The organism is Hominiventricola filiformis, assembly GCF_020686965.1.
GTDB lineage: Bacteria > Bacillota > Clostridia > Lachnospirales > Lachnospiraceae > Hominiventricola > Hominiventricola filiformis.
In genome coordinates this window covers 1-18,686 of record NZ_JAJEPS010000026.1, presented here as the reverse complement: position 1 = coordinate 18,686, position 18,686 = coordinate 1, and the positions used below count along the sequence as shown (strand labels likewise).

19 protein-coding genes and 1 pseudogene are annotated in these 18,686 nt (G+C 48.2%); 2 read left to right on the top strand and 18 right to left on the bottom strand.

What is annotated here, in order from left to right; genetic code table 11:
- Nucleotides 1-377: 377 nt before the first annotated feature.
- The 17 genes from LKD36_RS16015 to LKD36_RS15935 form a co-directional block, all read right to left on the bottom strand.
- Nucleotides 378-1,769, bottom strand: coding sequence for an ABC transporter ATP-binding protein (locus LKD36_RS16015; protein ID WP_308460238.1), 1,392 nt, complete (start codon nucleotides 1,767-1,769; stop codon nucleotides 378-380).
- Nucleotides 1,766-2,497: an energy-coupling factor transporter transmembrane component T gene (locus LKD36_RS16010; RefSeq protein ID WP_308460237.1), complete on the bottom strand. Its 732-nt coding sequence runs from the start codon at nucleotides 2,495-2,497 to the stop codon at nucleotides 1,766-1,768. The genes LKD36_RS16015 and LKD36_RS16010 overlap by 4 nt, the downstream gene beginning before the upstream one ends.
- Nucleotides 2,497-3,081 carry an MptD family putative ECF transporter S component gene (locus LKD36_RS16005; protein WP_308460236.1) on the bottom strand — a complete coding sequence of 195 codons (585 nt, stop codon included), beginning with the start codon at nucleotides 3,079-3,081 and terminating at the stop codon, nucleotides 2,497-2,499. The genes LKD36_RS16010 and LKD36_RS16005 overlap by 1 nt, the downstream gene beginning before the upstream one ends.
- A 17-nt stretch (nucleotides 3,082-3,098) precedes the next feature.
- On the bottom strand, nucleotides 3,099-4,832 hold the full coding sequence (locus tag LKD36_RS16000) for an ABC transporter ATP-binding protein (protein ID WP_308460235.1): 1,734 nt from the start codon (nucleotides 4,830-4,832) through the stop codon (nucleotides 3,099-3,101).
- Nucleotides 4,829-6,592, bottom strand: coding sequence for an ABC transporter ATP-binding protein (locus LKD36_RS15995; protein WP_308460234.1), 1,764 nt, complete (start codon nucleotides 6,590-6,592; stop codon nucleotides 4,829-4,831). The genes LKD36_RS16000 and LKD36_RS15995 overlap by 4 nt, the downstream gene beginning before the upstream one ends.
- Before the next feature lie 7 nt (nucleotides 6,593-6,599).
- Nucleotides 6,600-7,571 (bottom strand): helix-turn-helix domain-containing protein, encoded by a 972-nt coding sequence (locus tag LKD36_RS15990; RefSeq protein WP_308460252.1) that lies wholly within the window; start codon nucleotides 7,569-7,571, stop codon nucleotides 6,600-6,602.
- 674 nt (nucleotides 7,572-8,245) lie between these two features.
- Entirely contained in the window at nucleotides 8,246-8,878 is a 633-nt protein-coding gene (locus LKD36_RS15985) for an L-2-amino-thiazoline-4-carboxylic acid hydrolase (RefSeq protein ID WP_308460233.1), read from the bottom strand.
- Complete coding sequence (locus LKD36_RS15980) at nucleotides 8,875-9,801, bottom strand: ketopantoate reductase family protein (RefSeq protein WP_308460232.1); 927 nt, start codon at nucleotides 9,799-9,801, stop codon at nucleotides 8,875-8,877. The genes LKD36_RS15985 and LKD36_RS15980 overlap by 4 nt, the downstream gene beginning before the upstream one ends.
- Nucleotides 9,798-10,640, bottom strand: coding sequence for a class I SAM-dependent methyltransferase (locus tag LKD36_RS15975; protein ID WP_308460231.1), 843 nt, complete (start codon nucleotides 10,638-10,640; stop codon nucleotides 9,798-9,800). The genes LKD36_RS15980 and LKD36_RS15975 overlap by 4 nt, the downstream gene beginning before the upstream one ends.
- Before the next feature lie 9 nt (nucleotides 10,641-10,649).
- Nucleotides 10,650-11,423, bottom strand: a complete 774-nt coding sequence (locus LKD36_RS15970; RefSeq protein WP_308460230.1) for an alpha/beta fold hydrolase — start codon at nucleotides 11,421-11,423, stop codon at nucleotides 10,650-10,652.
- 10 nt (nucleotides 11,424-11,433) lie between these two features.
- A complete protein-coding gene (locus LKD36_RS15965) occupies nucleotides 11,434-11,928 on the bottom strand; it encodes a hypothetical protein (RefSeq protein ID WP_308460229.1) in 495 nt (164 codons plus the stop codon).
- Nucleotides 11,928-12,626, bottom strand: coding sequence for a class I SAM-dependent methyltransferase (locus tag LKD36_RS15960; protein WP_308460228.1), 699 nt, complete (start codon nucleotides 12,624-12,626; stop codon nucleotides 11,928-11,930). The genes LKD36_RS15965 and LKD36_RS15960 overlap by 1 nt, the downstream gene beginning before the upstream one ends.
- A gap of 44 nt (nucleotides 12,627-12,670) precedes the next feature.
- Nucleotides 12,671-13,576 (bottom strand): alpha/beta hydrolase, encoded by a 906-nt coding sequence (locus LKD36_RS15955; protein WP_308460227.1) that lies wholly within the window; start codon nucleotides 13,574-13,576, stop codon nucleotides 12,671-12,673.
- Between the two features lie 12 nt (nucleotides 13,577-13,588).
- The gene (locus LKD36_RS15950; protein ID WP_308460226.1) at nucleotides 13,589-14,194 is read right to left on the bottom strand and encodes a class I SAM-dependent methyltransferase; all 606 of its coding nucleotides are present in this window, start codon (nucleotides 14,192-14,194) and stop codon (nucleotides 13,589-13,591) included.
- A 4-nt stretch (nucleotides 14,195-14,198) separates the two neighbouring features.
- On the bottom strand, nucleotides 14,199-14,822 hold the full coding sequence (locus tag LKD36_RS15945) for a class I SAM-dependent methyltransferase (protein WP_308460225.1): 624 nt from the start codon (nucleotides 14,820-14,822) through the stop codon (nucleotides 14,199-14,201).
- Nucleotides 14,823-15,411: 589 nt separating this feature from the next.
- The gene (locus tag LKD36_RS15940) at nucleotides 15,412-15,876 is read right to left on the bottom strand and encodes a hypothetical protein (RefSeq protein WP_308460224.1); all 465 of its coding nucleotides are present in this window, start codon (nucleotides 15,874-15,876) and stop codon (nucleotides 15,412-15,414) included.
- A 28-nt stretch (nucleotides 15,877-15,904) separates the two neighbouring features.
- Nucleotides 15,905-16,441 carry a hypothetical protein gene (locus LKD36_RS15935; protein WP_308460223.1) on the bottom strand — a complete coding sequence of 179 codons (537 nt, stop codon included), beginning with the start codon at nucleotides 16,439-16,441 and terminating at the stop codon, nucleotides 15,905-15,907.
- A 1,180-nt stretch (nucleotides 16,442-17,621) separates the two neighbouring features.
- Between LKD36_RS15935 and rd the strand changes: the two genes are divergently transcribed.
- Together rd and LKD36_RS15925 are read left to right on the top strand one after the other, a co-directional pair.
- The gene (gene rd, locus LKD36_RS15930; protein ID WP_308460222.1) at nucleotides 17,622-17,786 is read left to right on the top strand and encodes a rubredoxin; all 165 of its coding nucleotides are present in this window, start codon (nucleotides 17,622-17,624) and stop codon (nucleotides 17,784-17,786) included.
- A 76-nt stretch (nucleotides 17,787-17,862) separates the two neighbouring features.
- Nucleotides 17,863-18,297, top strand: coding sequence for a bacteriohemerythrin (locus tag LKD36_RS15925; RefSeq protein ID WP_118770653.1), 435 nt, complete (start codon nucleotides 17,863-17,865; stop codon nucleotides 18,295-18,297).
- Nucleotides 18,298-18,544: 247 nt separating this feature from the next.
- On the opposite strand, the pseudogene LKD36_RS17610 reads toward LKD36_RS15925, so the two are convergent.
- Nucleotides 18,545-18,686: pseudogene (locus LKD36_RS17610) on the bottom strand (IS256 family transposase); the annotation flags it as partial.

The window sequence follows — 18,686 nt, the reverse complement described above, 5'->3', positions numbered from 1 at the left end:
TTTTTCTCCTTGAGTTATTCACCAAAAAGCCGAAGGCACAACACAGATATCGCTCCAGCAAACTTCCGTCCAGCCCCATTTTTATGCGAACATGCTCGATCATCTCAGGCAATCTCCTCATCTCGCAATCTCCTCTGCGAAATCTTTTCCGGAATAAGCAATGTGCAAAAAATTCAGGATACTCACCCCGATGAAAACAGGGATAACAGGCAGTATTCTTTCAATACAGAAACAGATACCACTGTGAAACTTCGCAGTATTACTGCATGAGTGCTTTGTCAGACATTCCTCCATAGAATACGTTTCTCCGATGTATGCGTGTGCGCCTGCTTGAAACGCACGCATACATTCTACATGGCAGGATTGGAAGGACAGGATTAAATCACCGTCCCGTTCTCGATACAAACAATATGATCGCAACAGCGCTGAATCAACTCCGGGTCGTGGGTCACGATCAGCACGGTCTGGTTGCCTTTCAGAGAAGAAAGCAACGCCGCCGTTTGCTCCATGTGGCGGAAGTCAAGACCGCTGGTAGGCTCGTCAAAGATCAGGATCTCTTTTCCAGCCAGAATGGCAGACGCAATGGCTACCCGCTGCTTTTGTCCACCGGACAGGCTCATGGGATGGCGTTCCCGCAGATGGGACAGCTCCAGCATCTCCAAAACACGTTCAACATCTGAACTATTTTCCGACCGCATCCCAAGCTGGACTTCGTCAGCTACTGTTTCGCAGAACAGTTGGTGGTTCACATCCTGCATGACCATGTAGCAGTTTTTCAGCAGCTGTCTGTTTTTCCAAAGCTGTCCGTTTATCTTGACCTGCCCTTTGAACTTCTTCTCCAGTCCGCACAGGCAGCGGGAAAAGGTGGACTTGCCCGCACCATTTGGACCGACAAGCGCAATAATACCGTCCAAAGGCAGGGAAAGATGAGGAATATTCAGCACCGGTGTTCCATCGTAAGAAAAGCAAAAGTTTTGCAGCTGCATCGTTTCGGTTTCCGGAACACTGTTCTGTACCGGTGCTATCTTCTCATCGCGCAAGGATCGAAGTCCCATTTGATGAAGCTGTTCTGTGGAATGCTGTGCAAATGCCTGCATAGAAAGGTCGAAAGCTACCTGTCCATCCTTCATGCAGATCACCCGGTCACAGAGATCGCGGAGCCACGACAGCCGGTGCTCCGCGATCACAATGGTCTTACCTTCAGCTTTCCATCCGAGCAGTGTCTGCTTCAGCTCCTCAATAGCGTGAACGTCCAGATTGGATGTAGGCTCATCCAGCACCATCACCTCCGGGCGCAGAGCCGAAACGGAGGCACAGGAAATCTTCTGCTTTTCTCCGCCAGAGAGTTCAAAGATGCTGCGCCCTAACAGTTTTTCTATGTTTAGCTCCCTCGCTGCTTCGTCTACACGGGAGAGTATCTCGTCTTCCGGCATTCCCATGTTCTCGCAGCCAAAGGCCAGCTCACTGGTGGTGTCCACGCAGAAAAACTGACTGCGGGGGTTCTGGAACACGCTGCCGACGATTCTTGCCGTGTCGTAAAGCTCGGCCTCCGTCACATTCAGGCCATTTACCATGGTACATCCTTCCATCTTACCCTCATAGAAATGTGGGATCAGGCCGTTGATCAGGCGGGTAACGGTCGTCTTTCCGCTGCCGGACTCGCCGCAGAGAAGAACACATTCGCCTTCGGCAATGGTCAGGGATACATTTTTCAGGGATGGTTTTTCTGCATTTTCATGCTGAAAGCTGACTTTTTTGATCTCGATCATAGAACCCTCCCCATGATCCAAACCGCATAAGGGATCAGACAAACTACAAACAGAAGATAGTCCTGTATATGAAAGCCGATTTTGCAGATGTTGGTTCGCTTCACCTCGCCGCCAAGTCCACGGGTTAGTGCCGCGGCGGACAGCTCCTCACCGATCTTCACGCAGCAGGTCATCAGCGGCACCAATCGGTATTCCAGCATTTTTCCCACATTCTTTCCGCCCATGTAAATTCCCCGCATCCGCATTACGGCATTGATGGAGGCTGCCTCATCCATGACCGTGGGAAAAAATCGAAACATGACGGACAGTGGAATGATGATCTTTTCACTCAGGTGCAGGCGCAGCATAGCGGCAGTGAACTCGCTGACCGTGGTAGTGGAAACCAGATAACCGCCCATCGCGATCCCCGGCAGGAAGCGGGAGAGCATTCCGCTGCACCCCAGGAGGATGAAATTGACTGCCCCCTTGGTCAGTGGGACAAGCTGTGTATAGGTCAGCCAGGACAGCAGGTAGACGAGCAGATAGGTTGCCGCCCCTTTCCACTTTTTTGCGCTCAGCATCAGCACAGCGGGCATGGCACAGAGGATGGGGACGAGAGGTTCCACACTCCCGCCCCCGGCAGACCCCAACACGAACAGGGCGATGTCGAAGAGCATCACCAGCTTTGTCCTGGGGTCCAGCACCAAACCTCTGTTTTGAATGCTGGCCTGCAGGATTCCCCGAGCCATCAGACGATGCCCGCCTTGACAAAGTGCTTTTTCAACAGCGCCTTGCCCAACAGTGCGCCCAGCATACCGCACACAAAGGCGGCTACGATCAACACGGGAGCCGTCCAGGGCTGCATGATATTTCCCAGCGTATTGATATATTCTGCGCCAAAGCTCTGGCGAGTGGAGAAATAGCCCTCCCTGTCGATATACAGCGGCAGATAGTTACCAAACAGAAGAACGCAGAAGGTTCCATAGCTGAGAATGCTTTTCTTTCCACTGGCGTAGCTGCCGCTTTTTGCGATCAGGTCAGCCAGAAAGCCGAACACTACGCCAAAGAGAATAGGCCAGAATCCCATACCGGTGACGCATAGATAAATACCAACAATGGTCGCCATAATGGTGATCATTCCGAACTTCTTGACCTTGGTATAGAACAGCATCATGGGAACGCCGAGGATGATCGGTACGATCACCGTCAGCATGGGCATCATGATAGGAATATATCCTAACATGGAAATACAAGTCATTAAGACACAGTAGATCGCTGAGTAAATGCCAATGTTAATCAAGTCTTTTCCTTTGAGTTTCTGATTGTTTTTCATCGTTATTTCCTCCTTCTTTATACCTTCCAGCCCACAGCCTGTTCACGAGATTCCACAAACCGGCGATAGATACCGCCTTGCTCCATGAGCTGCTCGTGCGTACCGCTTTGGGCGATTCGGCCTTTGTCGATGACCAAAATGTTATCCGCGTGGCGGACGGTTTTCAGCCGGTGGGCAATCATCAGAATGGTCTTTTCTTTTGTCAGGGCTTCAATGGCAGCGGTTAGCTCCTGCTCGCTTTCCGGGTCTACATTCGCAGTCGCTTCGTCCAAGATGATGATAGGAGCATCCTTCATAATGGCTCTGGCAATGGAAATGCGCTGCCTTTCTCCGCCGGAAAGACTGGCCCCACCCTCACCGATGACCGTATCATAGCCATCCGGCAATGCCATAATGAAATCATGGCAGCAGGCTTTCCTGGCCGCCTCGATGACCTTTTCCATAGGCGCATCCGGCTGGCCGAAGCGGATGTTATTGGCAATGGTATCTTGGAACAGATACACGCTCTGGAACACAAAGCTGAAATTACGCATCAGACTGTCCATGCTGTATTCCCGTACATCCACACCGCCAAGCTTCACGCATCCCTTGTCCACATCCCAGAATCGGGAGATCAGATGGCAAAGGGTGGTCTTTCCTCCACCGGAAGGACCGACGATTGCTGTAGTGGTGTGTTGCGGAATATGGATGGATACCCCATCAATGATTTTTCGCTTGTCATAGGAAAACTCTGCGTTTTCCACATCGATGTCATAGCTGGAGGGAATGATATCCTTTCCGTCAATGTCCATCGTGGGCATATCCAGCACCGCCTGCGCCTTGCCCACATACAAATCCACATTGCGCAGCAGAGCGGAATAGTTGCCCGCCGTGTCCAGCACACCAAACAGGATGAACGCCGCAAGGATCATGACCACAGCATTCAGCAGTTCCATCGTTCCGTTCAAGTAAAATGCCACGGATATAATGGCCACCACCACGCCGAGGAGCTTGGCCGTAAGGTTTTGCAGAAACATAATGGGTACAAAAGCCATTTCAGCCTTGGTATTCGCCACGCTGTTTTCATCAATGGCTTCATTCAAAGCCCTGCTCTTTTTCCCTGTCAGATTGTAGGCCTTAACCTCTGCAATGCCCTGAACATACTCCAGCACCTTTTCCACCAACTTGCGGTCAGAGGAATCCTTGAGCGGTGCAATCGTTTTGGATTTCTTTTGGAGCAGCGAGTTGATGGCAAAGTACAGCAATACACCCAAAACGGCGATGCCGCCGATTCGCAGGTCAAAAAGAAGGATCATAAGGACTACGAAGATGGTTGTCAGGATTCCCTGCGTCACCATCATGACCACACGGGTCGCCACATCCGCCAACGCTTCCATACTGTTAGTGGCAACTGAGGTGATGTAGCCAAGGCTGTTTCGATTGAAATATCCCATAGGCAGATACTTCAAATGCTCGGCGATTTCAATGCGCTTGTCTGCGCAGGTACCATAGCCCGCCTCGCACTGAAGCATGGTGGAACGGTAATTCGCAAAGGCGTTGCCCGCTACGCTCAGCAGCATGATGCCGAAAGAGAGCAGGATGTGCTGTACGGTCAGATCACCCGACAGTACCCCGTGCAGAGTCACGGCGATGGCCGGGATTTTCATAGCCTCAAAGATGGCTTTCAGTACTCCAAGGAAAATGGAGCGGATAAATTTGTGCCGGTTTTCTTTTCCGCTGAACGCAAAGAACCGTCTGAATATCTGGATCATTCCTGCGCACCTCCTTCCACGGTGTCCCGAACGGAGATATGAGAACGCCACATCTGGGCATACAATTCATCCTGTGCCAGCAACTCCTCATGCGTTCCACTGGTACGAATTTTTCCGTCCTCTACCACAAAGATCTGGTCGCTGTTTGTGATGGTAGACAGGCGGTGAGCGATCACGATCAAGGTCTTGCCCTTGGTCAGCTTTGCCACCGCCGATTGAATCATGGCTTCGTTTTCCGGGTCAGTAAAAGCAGTGGCTTCATCCAGAATAATAATGGGCGCGTTTTTCAACATAGCTCTGGCAATGGCGATCCGCTGCCGCTCACCACCGGAGAGATGCCCGCCTGCGCCGCCGACCACGGTATCGTAGCCATTTTCAAGGCCCAGGATAAACGCATGGCATCCACATGCTTTGGCCGCTTCCATCACCTCAGCATCGGTGGCGTTCTGCTTGCCCATGCGGATATTTTCCATAACTGTGGTATCAAAAAGAAAGTTGTCCTGGGATACATAGGCAATATAGCGATGATAGTCCTCCTGCGTCAGCTTCCGTATATCCACGCCGCCCAGGGTAATACTGCCGCCGCTTACATCCCACAGCGATGCGACCAGCCTGGCGATCGTGGATTTTCCGCTGCCGGAGGGCCCAACCAGGGCATTGACGGTACCCTCTCTGATCTCCAGATTGATGCCGTGAAGCACTTCCTTCTCGTGATATCCGAAGGTCACATCTTTGAGCTTAATATCCTTGGACTGAGGCTGGCTGGCAGATGTGTCCGGCCGCTTCATGTCCTCCAACGTCAGCAGAGATGTCACCTCACCGATGATGGTACTCAGCTTTGCAAGATCATCGCCGTAAGACATGACGGTGATGAGCGGTGCGATCAGGCCAACGGAAAAAAGAATGACCTGAATGAAAGTACCTGCGTCCAGCGTCCCAGCTCGGAATAGCAGCCCGCCGATGGGAAGCACTGCGATCATGGTAGCCGGGAAGATTGACATGGCAAGGCAGAAATAGATATTGCACCGCCGCATCCACTCCACATAGCAGCTTGCGCCCTCTTTCGCCGCCTCCACAAATTTATCGTAGGAGCTTTGCGCCTTACCGAAGGCTTTGATGACCTCGATGCCGTTGATATATTCCACGGCAGTATCATTGAGAATTTTTGTCTTATTTATGGTATTCTGATAGCTTTCCTCATAGTCACGGGTCATGAGGGCATAGCAGCCAAAACCAATCGGAACCGTTGCCAATACCGCCAACGCCATCCGCCAATCCAGAATAAACAAATACACCAAAAGAGCGATAGGCACCAGCAGATTGGATGTAAACTCCGGTATGATATGTGCCATAGTCGTTTCGATGCTGTCAATACGCTCCACCAGTACATTTTTGATGGAGCCGGAGGGGATGTCCAGCACCGTGCCCAAAGGCACACGGGAGAGTTTCGCGCAGACCCGCTTGCGTATGGTGCCCAGCACAGCGAAGGTTGCTTTATGAGAGAGTGTGGTGGAAATGCTATGAAATCCGCAGCGCCCCAACCACAGGACTGCCATAACAAGACAGTTTTTTATGTATATGCTCATGTCCCTGCATCCACCCAGGAGATCTGAGATGATGCCTGCCATCACAAAATAGGGCAAAATGCCGCAGACCACGCCACAAACCGCGCTTAGAACGCTGAGCACATATTGCGTTCGATGTTGTCCTGCAAAATCCCATATCCACGATGGCACGGAGCGTCTTGATTGTTTTTCCATGGTTTTCTTACCTCCTGTCATTTCGATATTCAGCAGGGGACATACCAAAGAGTTCCTTGAATGCCGCTGCAAATTTACTCGGGTTGTCGTAGCCAACGCTGGCCGCCACATCAATAATTTTCTTTTTTCTGTCAGTAACCAGCATGGAAGCCGCTACATTCATTTTGTAGGTGCGAATGTAGGTATAAATAGGACTGCCGTAGACACCCTTAAAGCCGGTTTTCAGTGCACCCACGCTGATGTCAAAACGCTTAGCCAGTTCTTCCGTAGTGTAATTCACAGAGAGTTCTTCCGTCAGCAGCTTGTGGACAGACTTGATCTTCTCTATTTGACTGGAATAGAAATAAGGGCGCTCATCCCGATAATCGGCAAGTTCCAGCGCGCCCAGGAACACCAGAAGCTCCATGACCTTGATTTTAAAATAATCCATGCGGATTTTCGATGGAACATGATAAAGCTCAGAAAATATATGCTCGATGGCACTGTTTTGACGCAAAATGTATAGTCTGTCTCCACTGCAGAATTTCTGCGCTAAGGAGGCAATATCAACGGAAATCGTTGGCATTTCCTCATCGATGGCCTTTTCCGCCTGCTCCATAAAAAAGCCGATTGTAATCCCGTGGTAGTGGGAAAGAGGAAAGTCCACATCGCCGGTATGATGTACACGCCGGTCAACGCGCATATCCCCGGCCTCTATATAATAGTGGAGATCCTGTTCCGTTCTGTGTTCCATGCGCCCTTCCCGGCAATGGTCGATACACAGAATGTTTGCGCAGCTTGTAAACCGACTGTAGCAGTGGGCAAGGTGAAAATCGTTATACATAAGATAGACACCGTCAAATACGCGGTAGATGGTCATCAATCCGTCACCGCTGGGGTCATTCAGACGCAGAACCTTGCATTCTTCTGTTTCCACCACTTCTTCGATATTATCTCCAAAATCAGCCCCGCGGAACATTTTCCATGGGTCCATTACCATTTCCAAAAACACCCCCCTTTTTTGTTAGTGTTTGCTAACTCTCGTTGATTAAGAAAAGCCGCACCATGCGGCTTTCCGAATTATTATATCAGATCAATGCTTGGGTGCCCTACTCCGATTTGCTTTTTCTGCTCCATTTGGAAAGGAAAATCGACTTTCTACAACTTTTAACCGAAGAATCCCCTAATAATATCCCAGAGTTGTGTAGTTATTTTGAAAACAATGTACTGGATGTCCAGAAGGCTGTGGATGGGAGAAAAAGCAGATAGTTTTCCCATTTTTGAGTTTTATAGATGCTTTTTTGAACTCTACCAGACCGCTTCTGGCATATAGATTTTGAAAATTCACACTAATTAGATGCTTTTTTCGGCCTATTCAGCCTGATTTTAGTCTATTTTGCAAGTACCTTTTTTTGTCTGGCTGAGGAAACTCTGCTTGCTTTTCATGATCTGTGCTGCTGTTTTCCTGCGTACTTCCTCCCGTCAATCGCCCATTCACACATTCTTTGACATGGTATTGGTATCAAATACCCCATAATTATTTCTTCGCCAGAATACAAAGCCAGTGCTTTTCTTTTTCGGCGTGGCACACAACAGAAGCAAACCCAGCAGCTTCCAGAACCTTGCAAATCGTCTTTTCATCATAAATACGCATGCCGTCAATGATTTTTTATATCAGCTTCTCCTCTTGTACCCGCAATCGCAGTAGTCATCACCATTGGCAATGGTACATTTCCGCACAAAATGCGATGCACCGCCCACCTCGCTCATGCTGTAATCCAGAGCGCACATGGCGGGGACGAGGTCAAAAAGCCCCAACTCCCGCATGAGTGTGCAGATGCCACACTGAGAAAACCGTGCCTCATAACCGCTGTCATCGGGGTAGAGGCAAAATTCCATGTTCCAGGAATAGGGGTTCCGGTCGGCGGCTTTGAACGCTGCCGTGGTTTTCATGCCATCTATATCCTGTCGGCTGAATTTCTTCTTCCCGCTCATGCGGCAGAACCAGCGCATGGCAGGGGTCATCATGGCCTGCCGGTAATAGACCGTTAATTTTTCCACATCCGGGCGTTCCGGCATAGAGAGAACAAAGGCTGACAGCATGGCACAGCTGACAATGTTCATTTTGAAGCGGTCGCCCTTTTCAAACTCCGGCAACTTGCGGATAATCTCCTTATATTTTTGCTTTGCCTTGGATGTAACCACTTTGGAAGCATCTCCGTCCAGTTCAAAAACGGCTATGAGATTTCGCTCAAAGGACGTTCCAAACAATGCCCACATTCCAAATGGCATTCCAGCGTATTTCATTGCAGATACCTCCCGGCTTCCGCTTCCAGTGCCTGCCACACCGGGTAGGCTGCGCCGTTCGCATCGAAAAATTTCTTGAGATCCCGGTTCAGCGCACTCATTTCGTCGATAGCGTTCATGGCGTGGTCGGAGGCGCAGAGCTTGCCCAGCGAGGTGGCACACATCAGCTTGAAAAAGCGCAGGCAGGTCTTGCGGTATTTCTCCCCTTCAAAGTCTGCATCCTCCTTGGGCAGAATGGTGTGCCCGGCATCTCGGATGGCGCGGTATCCCTCGATGTTGGCATCCAGCACACGGCTCAGGTACGCGGTATCTCCCCTGAGCTTTTTCAGGTCGCCGTCTGTCTTATAGCAGGCGAAAGCCGCAGGCATCACAAACGCGGCATGGCAGAGCAGATAGTCCTCCATGTTCGACTCGTATACAACCTTATATTTTGTGCCGTGGAAGATGCGCCCGATCAACTGTTTATTGGAGGTTGCACCCGGTAGCTGTCCGATGGTGATCTTCTTCAGGTCGATGGAGACCACCCGGTCAACCTCCCGATGCCCGGCAGAAAGCGCAAAGGCAAACAGGACATTCTTTTCCGGCAGTGCCGCCGCCAATGTTTTTGTCTGTACGTTGTTGCCCACAAATACGATGTTTTTCGTCCGATTCGCCCGCAGCGTGTCCAGAGCGGAATCCAGCTGTGTATAGCGCAGGACCACAAAGATCACATCGTACATTGCATCCGGTGCAAGTTCAGTCACCACCGGAATGCGGCTGACCGAGGTGCGGAGCGAAAATTTGTCCTTGATCCGCAGGCCATTCTGCTTGATCTCCGCAGCCCAGTTTCCCCGCGCAAGCAGAGTGACATCCTTTCCGGCGCGCAGCAGATTTCTTGCCAGATTGCACCCCAGAACGCCTGCACCATATACCAGAATTTTCATAGCTTGCCTCCAAATCTGATCTTTACAATCTGCATCTTCATCATTCCATCACCGACCCTGGCGAGAAATCGGAAAAAGCCGCTGACGGAAGGGTCTTTCAGGTCGTTGTAGCCCATCATATAGCCCCTGCTGGATGCTTGCAAACGGCTGTCCCATGGGGAAAGCTCGCTTTTCGCATCCGAAACCGCGAAATATGCTCCCACATCCTTGATTTTCGCCGTCCTGAGCCACGTTTTGGTGATCATCTGCACCGCCGTACGGTTGGCAGCATCAAAGACCAGCACTCCGCCGGGGAAAGCGTCCGCCATCCCCTGCACCAGTTCCCGAACCTGCTCCGTCAGAAAGTAATAGAACACCCCGGAAGCAAAGAACACCGCCCCGCCGGAGGCATCGATCTTGTCAAACCATGCGGGGTCTTTCAGGTCGCAGGGGATGTTTTGCTCCCGCTCCCCGGCGGGCAGAAGCTGCTGCCGCAAGGCGATCACATCCGGGAAGTCTAGATTGTAAATTTTACAGCTGCCGTTGTCGCAGCTTCTTCCAGTGCTGTCCAGCCCGCAGCCCAGATTGACCACCGCCGCATTGGGGTGAGATTTCAGATAATCCCGCACCTCAAAAGCAAGGTCATTCTGCCGCATGGCCACCTCCAGCGTACCGAAACGCTGCATCAGGCTACGGGAATTTTTCTCTGCCTCTGAAAAGTCGTAGTCGATCTGGTCGATCAGACGCACCGCCGTTTCGTCCCGGTAAAGGTTTGGATACAACTCCGTACACAGCTTCCGTGAATACAGCGGAAGGATCAACGTCTCCTGCACGGTGTTTTTCTCGATTTTGTATTTCATGGGTATCACTCACTTTCTGATAAATGGCAGTTCCGGCATACAGTCACGCTCGGCGATGTGTGCCAGCATTTCGGCGAACCCCTTTGGATCGCGAATCTGATATTGCATGTGATTGTATCCCTCAAACACGGGATAATGGCCGCAGGGGTAGGCTTCCATCACTGCTTGACGGTATTTGAAATGATCTTCTATACTGCCAAACTCGAAATAAGTATGTTTTTGCAATTCTTTTGAAAGCGGCGGAAAGGGTTTATCCTCCAGACTGTCCGAAATCTGCCGCCGCAAATTTGTATAGATCAGATTTTTCCCTGCGTCTATAAAATACGACTTTATGGAATCGTCGTCACACCACAGTATCTTTTTCAGCGTACCGCCCTTCGACCAATATAGGCTCTTGATGGCAAAATACAGAAACGGCGTCATGATACGGCGCGTGCCCTTTCCGATTTGGGCGAACTGCCCGCCGTCAAAGAAAGCGTGCTCCACGGGCAGCTTCGTCTGCGTCAGAAACGCCATGGCAAGGTCTGCACCGATGGAAGAAGCGACCACCATCGCCAGCCGCTCCACGCCCTGTCGATGCAGAAAGTCCTCCACCCGCCATATTTCGTCCAGCTTGCTGACATATTTCTGCCCCTCGCAGTAAACGGTGGAGGTGGGCAAGATGCAGAAATATCGATCCTGCAAATACCTCGCAATCGGTTCGCTGCTCGCTCCTGTCACACCCATTGCATGAAAGAACAGCACGGCAGGATTCCTCCTGTCGCCATATGTTTGAAACAGCATTTCTATCACCTCATATTTTCATAAAAAGCATCATAATCGCCGCCAGTGATGCCGAAATGACCGCCATACCGATTGTGCCGAACAACCACTTTTTGCCCTTATCCTTGGCTGTAATGTAGGGTTTCAGGTCTTCCGTTCCCGGAATTTCCCATGCGTTCGTATGTCCTACCCAATAGCCGTCAACCCAAAATCGGTCTATGAGATTCATAACGGACAGTATGACCAGCAGCTGCCAGAAGCCCTGAACGAAGCCCTTTGCGCCGTTGAGCGCATAGACGCAGACCAGCACATAAGCGATGTATCCGGGGACGCAGACAGCTTTGAAAATCAAAGCATTTCGCTTGATTTTCGCGTGTGTTGTAAGTCCCAGCGTTACGCACCGCTCCTGCACCTCCTGGCTGTAAAGATGCACCATGCCCACCGCGCCCTTGCGGATACCGATGGCGCAAACCAAAATGAGCAGAACGCCCAGCCCGATGCCTTCCAAAATCATCTGTAAAAGCATTACCGATTCCTCCTGAAGCCCGCTTTTCGGCAGACAAACCATGCCATGCTTTTCAGGTTTCCCATGTCCACATCCGTATACATTCCATCCAGCCGTGCTTTCAGACTGGAAACCGTCTCATAGGGCGGTGTGAAGAACCCCGTCTTTTCATAGACGCGCCGGACGAACCAGTCCGTCCGCTTGTGCTCGCCCATCACATAAAAGCAGCCGCAGAATGTCCCGCCGGGTCTCAAGACCCGGAAAACCTCCCGATAAGCGGCTTCCTTGTCCGGAAAAGCATGAAAGCCGTTCAGCGACAAAACGATGTCGAAAGTATCGTCTTCATAGGGAAGCGCCCCCACATCGCCCTGCCGGAAGGTTACATTTTTCAGGTGCAGACGGTCAGCCTTTTCCCGTGCCTGCCTCATCATATCGGGCGAATAATCGAGACAGGTAATGTCCGCCTCCGGCATAGTCTGATAAACCGGCATGGTCAGAATCCCTGTTCCCACCGGCACTTCCAGCAGCTTGCCGGAGAAATGCTCCGGAATACCGGACAGCGCCTTTTCCAGATAGGCGTCGTTTTCCGCCTTGTTCATTGCCCACACCAAGCGGCACACCGCTTTCCCGCTCAGAGTAGAGCAGGTGATCATGCCGTCATAAAAACTGTTTCCGCCCGTCATTCGGTACGCACCGCGAATGGCTTCTTTTCGTTCCATGGTTCTTCCTCCGTGTTTCAATCATCACACGACCTTTTCCGATCTCATTTTTTCAAAATGTCCACGATTTTCGCAAAGTCCTCCTTTGCCTCCTTGAAGATCGGCAACATACAGTAGCAATGCACCATCTTCGGGCGGGCGGACACCGTATAGGGGACATTTGCCCGTTTGCAGGCTTCCTCAAAGTCCGGCAAAGCACCGTAGAGCACCTCGTCGGCAGAATAGAAGAAGTAAATATCGCCTACGCCGGTAAAATCTCCCCGGGAGCCGGAGAGCATATAGTCCGGCACATTCTCGCAGCCATGCCGCATGATTTTTTCCACTGTCACCATAAAGGCATAGTCGATGGAAACATCCCTTTCATTGAGCGCCTGCATCCGCGCCTTTTCCGCATCGTTCCACGGCACTTCACCGGGGGATACGGCGACAATGTGCCTCGGCTGCGGCAGCGGCTCTGGCTGGGCGTTGTTGTGCGCCGCGATCCCCAAAGCCAGCGCACCTCCGGAGGAAAAGCCGCAAGTACTGACATTTCCGCCGCCGTACAGTGTAATCATTTTTCGATAACATTCGTACACCATCGCGTATGTTTCAGTAATGCAGTGTTCCATGCAGAGCGGGTAAAACGGAAACCACACATCACAGCCGGTCTCGCGGCAGAGCTTGCGCATCACAGGCAGGTCGCCCTTATCGGGGCCGATCACCATGCCGCCGCCAAAGAAATAGAGGATCGCGCGCTCGGATGGCTTCGGATGCTCTCGCACGATCAGGCAGGGAAAGCCGTTTACCTCAATCGTTTCATAATATGCCTTGCGGTCGGTGGGCGTAAAAACGCCACGATGCCGGTTCTGCTTTTCAATTTCCTTTCGCAGTGCATCCTCCGGCAAGGCGAACGCCTTTTTCGCGCCGGAGAGCTTGTATACGCTGCGTAAGATAGATGCAAAGATACTCATGATTTAGCCCCCTCATTTCCACGCCGTAATGCAGAGCCAGCTTTTCTTTTTGTGTATCTGCACATCGTGAAAGCCCGCCTGCTCCAGATACGTCTTCAGCTCGGCATCCTTGTAGATGGTCATGCCGCCGATGATCTCCGTCCACTTCTTGTCCTTGTCCGTATCGCCGTTGCTTTCGTTGCAGATGAGTAATGTCCCGCCGGGCTTCAGCACCCGGTAAACCTCCCGGAAGCACTGCGGCAGATCGGGCCAGAAATAGACGGTTTCAAAGGCCGTTACCGCATCGAACCAGTCGCCTGCAAAGATCATATCCGTCACGCTGCCTTGCAGAACGGTGCAGCGGCCCTCCGCTATGGCGGCCTCGTTGACCTTTTTGGATTTCTCCACACTGACGTGGGAATAGTCAATGCCCTTGACAATACCCTCCGGGCATTTTTTCAGAAGTCTCTTGATGTTCGCCCCTCCGCCGCAGCCGCAGTCCAGCACCTTGGCGTCCAGAGTAAGCTCCAAAAAGCGAAGTCCCCACCGTGCCACAGGACTGTGCCCCAGGTTCATCATGGCGACCATGATTTTCCCGCCAAGCCCCACAGGCTTTCTGGTGTTCTCAAAAAATGACATCTTATCACACCTCCAATTTCACACATTCCGCATAGGTCAGCGGGAAGGATGCCTTCAGAACAGCGCTTTTCCGCACCGTCCAGCCATTCTGACTTAGAAAGCGCAGGTATTCCGCACTCGTCCACTTGCTGTGGAGGGGAAAGCCCACACGCTTCATAAAAAATGCCCTGACCTTGCCGGAAAACGAGTTTCCCGCATGGGTAAAGGTGGGTGCGATGAGCACACCGTCGTCCTTCAGCACCCGGCGGATCTCGGCAAGGGCCTTCTCCGGCTGCGGCACGATGTGCAGTGCGTTGGACACGATCACCACGTTGAAGGACTCCTTCGCATAAGGCAGGCAGAACATATCCTGCACGGAAAAGTACAGCTTTGTTGAGCGATTATCCCGCTTTGCCTCGGCGATCATCTCTGCGGAGGCGTCCGTCGCCTCAATGTGCGCCGCCGCGTTTACGATGTGTTTTGCGATCAATCCCGTGCCGGTCGCCAGCTCCAACACTGTTTTGTCTTTCACGACCGGACGGATCAGCTCATACATCTCGTCATACGCCACCCGATCCTTTCGCATAAAGCGGTCGTAACGTCCGGCATTTTTGTCCCAGAAATTCTTGTGGTCTCGCATCTCTTTCATTCCTTTTGGCTTTAAATTTATCAATCGGTGTGCGCAGCCTCGCGGTTAGATGCGACTAACCGTCATGTCTTGGAAAAGCCGCATTTCTGCGGCCTTTCTGCTTATTCAAATAGCTCCCTGCAGGCGCCGTACACCAGTACCATTTCGCTTCTTCTGGTCATGTTATATCATGCCTCTTTCTGTTTTGCAAGGGGTGTGGAGAAAAAATCGCTAATCAAAAGGAGTGCAGTGTTGCAGAAAGAGACGACGGAATTCCGGTAATCGTTGTCGCCGCTGTAAAAGAAACTATATCGTAAAAGGGCATCAGAACGAAGCATCCAAACGCTGCGTTCTGATACCCATTTTGTTTCATATTGCACAGATGGGGTGATTGAATATGTCCCAGTAAATATAAAAAATCTTAACTTTTCAATGTACAGAGGGGACTTGAACGCTGAATAAAAACCATATTACCTTACGGCGAAAGAAAAAAGTATTGTGCAGTTGCGTCACTTAAAAATAGAATCGCTTCTCCCCGCTTAATATCGAATGATAATAAGCGGGGTTATGGAGATAAAAATTTTCTTTTCTTGTTGCGAAAAAACAGTATCTAAAGCACTTGTTTAGCCTGTATATACCGCTCTAAGTAAGAGAAATACGATTTGCAGTAATTGTTTTCAGAAGATAAATCAATATCATCAATTCCCTTTTCGATAAATAATTCTAAAAAAAGCATATTACAATTACTTTCAATATAGCCTGTTTTTTCTTCAAAAATCACATAAATAGTATCTTGGGGTTCCATATCAGCGTAGTATATACGACTCTTTTCATTTTTTGTTACTGTAAAACATTTGAAAGAAAAATCTTTTTTATCAAAAACCGGTAATTGATTAAGAAAACAATTATAGACATTGCTGAGCAGAGAATCAAAAAAGAATTTGCCCATAAAATCATTAGATTGCGGAATGCAATCACACTTTGAAGTTAAAAAATCAATCATAAACGCAGTGTCGTGTTTAGGATTTTTGATATATGGCATGTATTGTTCTTTTAATATTTTTAGCCGCTTCATGGTATTAGTTTCTCCTTCCACATAATACTTAATTTATTGTGATATTTTTTGAAGCTAATAAACCAGAAATCCAGCTTCCATTAACCAATTCATAAACCTGTAAGTTAGAGACTGTAACTTTTGCCTTTTCAACATCGGTCGGAATAGTGAATTTTGTTATATAGCGCGAAGCAACCGTTGAAGCAGTTACATTATAGGTTTTATAAGAATTGCCTGTTCCTACTGTTCCGTAAGTTTTGGAAGATAACAAATTGGAACTTGCAACTGTCAATTTTTTGAAGCGGAATGAGTTAATGCTAAAATCTCCAGACCAATTCAGATATACTTGAACGTCTGTAGAGTTTCCGTCGCGAATAAGAGAAACACTTACCTCTCCGGTTGCAAGTTCAGTTGTGGCATAAGGTATAGAGTCATCTGATGACGAAATGGAAACTTCAATTTCATAAGTTCCTAAAACATTGTTGTTGGGGTTATCTATTTCTGCGGCGAAAGCAGTGGAAGATACACCGAATATCATCAATAAAACTAATACAAAAGAAAAAATTTTGGTATTGAGTTTTTTCATAAATAACATTCCTTTCTTGAAAATTATAAATGTTGGCTTGGTTCGCTATGTTTAAAATTTAATAGTCCACATCGAAAACACCGCATTTCTATAATATAAGTTAGCTCTTACTAACTTATATTAAATATGCACTAAAGTCAATATGTATAGCACTCTTTGGGTTTCCCAGTTTTAGCCACAACCGAATTGTTTTTCAGATTCAACGCTTTAAATTTTTATATTACTCTGTTCATGGCGTTTTTGGCACATATGTCTATGAAGTCAGAAACAAATGCCGTTAAGATTTCCATCATACAAAAAGCAGACCCTGTAAAAGAAAAAGTACATTTCTGCTATTACCAGCTGGCAAAAGGCATCCGTGGCATACTGTCGTATGTAAAAGAAGGTATCAGTCTATGGTTCCGGACAAAACGGTCCGATGTACCGTCAACTCTGCCTTAAATTAGTCGTTTAAATAGATTCTCCTACTCTTCTCGTACTCACCTGCTACCACAAGTTCATACTTTTCACATGTGTTTTCTTCTCTTCCCTGCATTTCGATTTTCTCTCTTTCTTTTATTTAAATAAAATGTACATGATAACTTGGACAATAACTGTACTTTAAACGCTTCTATTTTCGCTTTTTATTCGATTTTTTATGGATTCAAAAAAAGAGCAGGCAGAATTATCTAGTTATTCATAAGACAGTTTTCAAGAAATGACATGAGAACTGCCTGTCATGATTGATTATAAATACCAGGCTAGATCGGTTAAATATCAAGTCCCATGTTCTCACTGTTAATAATTGGGAATAAGATTGTTGGCATATTAGTATGTCTTGTTGGATTAGGAATAATCAATATGTCGTGAATAATAGTTATACAATTCCGTTTGATGAAATTGATAAATCAAAATTTGGAGGATATATGGAAAATTTATATAAGATAATAGATGATGCACATGAGAAAGATCAATTTACTGTTAGATTTTCAGAAATAGTGTAGAACCATCCTTTTGCATTACATTTTAGTCAGATATTACTTGATTTAAAATATTTAATATTAATAATGGTTACTATTATTGACAAAAGTAGAATTATCATGTATAATACAGACATACATAACAAAGAAGCAAAACGCTGAAAAATTCAGTGGGATTCTTATAACAAAAATAAATCAACAATGAAAAGGAGAAAATGACCATGAAAAAATATGAATGTGAACCATGTGGATATATTTATGATCCGACAACAGGAGATCCAGACGGAGGTATCGCTCCAGGAACTGCATTTGAGGATATTCCAGATGACTGGGTATGCCCGATTTGCGGATTAGGAAAAGATGTTTTTGTTCCAGTAGAAGACTAAACAGAAAATGCAGATGCAAGGCTGACGGACACTAAAAGATACCAAGAGAACATATTAAAGAAATGGAGACCAGATTATGACTAACGATTTAAAGATTACCTTTGATGACAATTTAGTAACAGGAAATAAAACGATTGATGCCCAGCATAAAGAATTGATCGACCGTATCCAGAACTTTGTAACTGCCTGTCAAAATGGCGATAGCAAGGTAAAAGCGATCAAAATGCTGGATTATCTGGATGAGTATACTGACTTTCATTTCAAAGATGAGGAAAAGCTTCAGGAAAAAGCCGGTTATCCTGAGCGCGAAAAACATCACGAAAAACATGAAGAATTTAAAAAGACAATTCAGGAACTGCATGAATACCTTCAGGATTATGAAGGACCAACAGATCGGTTCAGTGAACTTGTGCAGAAAAATGTGATCGACTGGCTGTTTGGACACATTAAAACATATGACCGCTCTGTAGCAAAATTTATCTTTATGAAAGAAAATCCAGACCGATGTTAAAATCAAACAGGGAACGCGTTTCCTCGAGTGTATGAGAAAATCTCTGTAAATAAGATTCCTCTATGATAATTAAGGGCAATAAGCTTACGGATTAGGCTTATCGCCCTTGTTTTATATATAACAGTTGCTTACAGGCATGTCAAGGGCAAGCGGTTTCCCGCCTGTCTTTTTAAGCTGTCTTTTGATTATTCAGGTAAGCGTCCTTCGTACATAATACTCAATTCTCCATAGACCTGGCCCCAATCCCGATTTCTTTAATGGTGCCACCTAAGAGATCTTTGAGAGCATCCTGGATATCTTCTGCAGTCTCGATATCGTATTCTTCGAGAAGCTGCCGAATGATGTTTCTTTTACCATCGGTCATTTGTACTCTGTGTACAGGTTTCTTT